Raw genomic sequence first — 4,074 nt, 5'->3', positions numbered from 1 at the left:
GACCAGTCGACGTGCGGGGACGGCTCGTCCACGTGCAGCGTCCGGGGCAGCACCCCGTGCCGCATGGCCTCGACCATCTTGATGATCCCGCCGACGCCGGCCGCCGCCTGGGCATGGCCGATGTTCGACTTCAGCGACCCCAGCCGCAGCGGCCGGCCGGCCGGCCGGTCCTGACCGTACGTCGCCAGCAGCGCCTGTGCCTCGATCGGGTCCCCGAGCCGGGTCCCCGTACCGTGCGCCTCCACCGCGTCCACGTCCCGCCCGGTCAGTCCCGCGGAGGCGAGGGCCTGGCGGATGACGCGTTCCTGGGAGGGGCCGTTGGGCGCGGTCAGGCCGTTGCTCGCACCGTCCTGGTTGACGGCAGAGCCCCGTACGACGGCCAGTACCCGGTGCCCGTGGCGACGGGCGTCCGACAGCCGCTCGACGAGCAGCAGCCCGGCACCCTCCGACCAGCCCGTGCCGTCCGCCGCGGCCGCGAAGGACTTGCAGCGTCCGTCGGCCGACAGGCCCCGCTGGCGGCTGAACTCCACGAACGTGTCGGGGCGCGCCATGACGGTGACCCCGCCGGCCAGCGCGAGGTCGCACTCGCCCTGCCGCAGGGCCTGCGCCGCCAGGTGCAGGGCGACGAGCGAGGACGAGCACGCGGTGTCCACCGTCACCGCCGGGCCCTCCAGCCCGAAGGTGTAGGCGAGCCGTCCGGAGACCACGCTCGCCGTGTTGCCGGTGAGGACGTACCCCTCCAGTTCCTGCGGGGTCCGGGCCAGCCGGGAGCTGTAGTCGTTGTACATCACCCCGGCGAACACACCGGTGCGCGAGCCGCGCACCGATCCCGCGTCGATGCCCGCGCGCTCGAAGGCCTCCCAGGCCGTCTCCAGCAGCAGCCGCTGCTGCGGGTCCATGGCCACGGCCTCGCGCGGGCTGATCCCGAAGAACCCGGCGTCGAACTCGGCGGCCCCGTAGAGGAACCCGCCCTCCCGGGCGTACGAGGTGCCGAGGTGGTCCGGGTCCGGGTCGTACAGCCCGGCCAGGTCCCATCCCCGGTCGGCCGGGAAGGGGCCGACGGCATCCGTACCGGAGTCGACCAGTTCCCACAGGCCCTCGGGGGAGTCGACCCCGCCCGGGAACCGGCAGGCCATCCCCACGATCACCACGGGATCGTCGGCGGGCGCCGCGACGGGGGCGGGCGCCGCGTCCCGCCCGGAAGGCGCCGGGGCGACGCCCGGCAGGAGCCCCGTCAGGTACGCGGTCAGCGCCTCGGGGGACGGGTGGTCGAACACGGCCGTCGCAGGGATCCGCAGGCCCGTCAGCACGCCCAGGCGGTTGCGGAGTTCCACTCCGGTCAGCGAGTCGAAGCCGAGGTCCCGGAAGGCCCGGGCGGCGTCCACGGACGCGGAGTCGGTGTGCCCGAGCACCGTCGCCACGGTGGTCCGGACGAGTTCGGCCACGGCCCGGGTCCGCTCCGGCCCGGGCAGCGCGCCGGTCCGGCCGGCCCAGGACGCGTCGGCCGCACCAGCGGAGGCCGGGCCCGCCGCCCGGCGCAGCGGTGCGCGCACCAGGTGTCGCAGCGGAGCCGGCAGCGGACCGCCCGCCGCCCGCTCGCGCAGGGCCGCGGTGTCCAGGCGCACCGGAACCAGCGCGCCCGCCGTGTCCCACGGCGCCGCGTCGAGCAGCGCCAGCCCCTCGGCGGCGGTCAGCGGGGTGAAACCGGACCGCGCCCAGCGCGTCCGCTCCGCCGCCCCCAGGCCGCCCGCCATCCCGTCGTCGGTGTCCCACAGACCCCAGGCGAGCGAGGCGCCGGCCAGGCCCAGGGCCCGCCGGTGCTCCGCGAGGGCGTCCAGGACCGCGTTGGCGGCCGCGTAGTTGGCCTGTCCGGCCGTCCCGGCGAGCGCGCTGACCGAGGAGAAGAGCACGAACGCGGACAGGTCCAGGTCACGGGTCAGGTCGTGCAGGTGGACCGCCGCGTCGGCCTTCGGACGCAGTACGGCGTCCAGCCGGTCGCCGGTCAGGCCCTCCACGGTGCCGTCGTCGAGGGTGCCCGCCAGGTGGAACACAGCCCCCAGCGGACGGTCCCCGGGCACGGCCTCCAGCACCCGGGCCAGCGCACCGCGGTCGGCGGCGTCCACGGCCGCGAACGTGGCGCTCGCACCCGCCCCGGCCAGCTCGGCCGCGAACTCCGCCGCTCCGGCCGCCGCGGCCCCGGACCGGCTGAGCAGCAACAGGTGCCGTACGCCGTGCCGTGCGACGAGGTGCCGGACCAGCAGCCGCCCCAGCGAGCCCGTCCCACCGGTGACCAGCACCGTGCGGTCCGCGAGCGCCCCCGGTGCGGACGGCTCCCCGGCCCCCTCGTCGTGGACGAGGCGGGGAGCGAACACCACGCCCGCACGCAGCGCCAGCTGGGGTTCCGCCGGCGCCGCGGCCGCGAGCGCGTCGAGGCCGTCCCCCGCCTCCGGGGGGAGGTCGGCGTCGACGACCGCGAACCGGTCCGGGTGCTCCGACTGCGCCGAACGCACCAGCCCCCACACCGCGGCCGCCCACGGGTCGGCCACCTCGTCCCCGGCGGCCGCGGCGACCGCACCGCGGGTGAGGAACAGCAGCCTGGACTCCCGGAACCGCTCCTCGCCGAGCCAGTCGTGCACCTGCGCCAGCGCGTGCCCCGCGGCCTCCCGTCCCCCGGGCACCCGTACGGCGACCACGGGCGGGACGGCCGCTCCCACCTCGGCCACGGTGTCGACGAGCACCACGGGCACCGCCTGCGATCCGGCGGAGTCCGCGAACGGACCCACCGGCTCCCACCGGACCCGGTGCAGGTCACGCGGCCGTTCGGCGGCCGCGGCGCCCAGCCGCTCCGTGTCCACGGGCAGCAGGGCCAGCGCGTCCGCCGTGAGGACCGGCCGCCCCTCCGCGTCCGCGGCGGACAGCCGGCCGTCCTCCCAGCGCACCCGCAGCGCGCTCGCTCCGGTCGCCCGCAGCTCCACCCCGGTCCAGGAGAACGGCAGCGTCAGCCCGCCCCCGCCCCCGCCCTCGGCCGCGCGGGCCACCGGAAGGTGCAGCGCCGCGTCCAGCAGGGCGGGGTGGACGGCGAAGCCGTCCGTGTCGAGCTCCGGCAGCTCCAGTTCGGCGTACAGGTCCCCGCCGTTCCGCCAGGCCGCGCGCAGGCCGCGGAACGCGGGCCCGTACGCGTACCCGAGGGCGTCGAGCCCCTCGTACAGCGCGTCGGCGTCCACCGGCTCGGCGCCGGGCGGGGGCCAGGTCTCCGCCCGGCCGACGGCCGGCCCGGTCCGGGCCGGCGTCAGCAGACCCGAGGCGTGCAGGGTCCACTCGTCACCCGTACCGCCCGCCCCGGCGGGGCGGGCGTGCAGGGACAGCGTGCGCGCCCCGCTCTCGTCGGCTGCGCCGACGGACAGCTGGAGCTGTACCGGCGCGTCACCGGCCAGGACCAGCGGTGCCCGGAGCGTCAGCTCCTCGACGCGCGGGGCTCCGGCCTGTTCGCCGGCGACCAGCGCGAGGTCCAGGAACGCGGTGCCGGGCAGGAGCACGCGGCCGGCGATCCGGTGGTCCGCGAGCCACGGGTGGGCGCCCGCCGACAGCCGGCCCGACAGCACCAGCCCGCCGTCACCGGCGAGTTCGGTACGGGAGTCGAGGAAGGCGTGCGCGGCTCCGGATGGCCCGAGGAGCCCGCGCCCGCCCGAGGACGCCCCGGCTGCCGTGGCCGCGGTGAGCCAGTGACGCCGGTGCCGGAAGGGGTACGTGGGCAGGTCCGCCAGGCGGGCGGGCAGCAGCGGCCGGCCGGGCAGGACGGGGTGGAGCACCGACCAGTCCGGCACCGCGCCGCGCGTGTGGGCGGCGGCGAGTACGGAGAGCAGGGTGTGGGCCTCGGGGCGGGCGCGGCGCAGGACCGGGAGGGCGCCGGGGGTGGCCGCGCTCAGGGCGGCGTCCGGGCCCAGCTCGATCAGGACCTCCGCGGGGGCCTCCTGCCCCGCGCGGAGGGTTTCCACGGCGTGGTGGTAGCGGACGGTGCCGCGGAGGTGGCGGGTCCAGTAGTCGGGGGAGGTCAGTTCGTCGGCGGTGGCGAAG

Annotated in this window: 1 protein-coding gene; it reads right to left on the bottom strand. The window is 77.7% G+C overall.

Annotated elements, in window-relative coordinates:
• Positions 1-4,074: type I polyketide synthase (locus ACZ6S8_RS39475; protein WP_469463222.1), on the bottom strand; the 4,074-nt coding region annotated here is incomplete at both ends.

The sequence above is a fragment of the Streptomyces sp. NPDC048461 genome (assembly GCF_055587105.1).
This window is presented reverse-complemented; position numbering and strand designations above follow the sequence as displayed.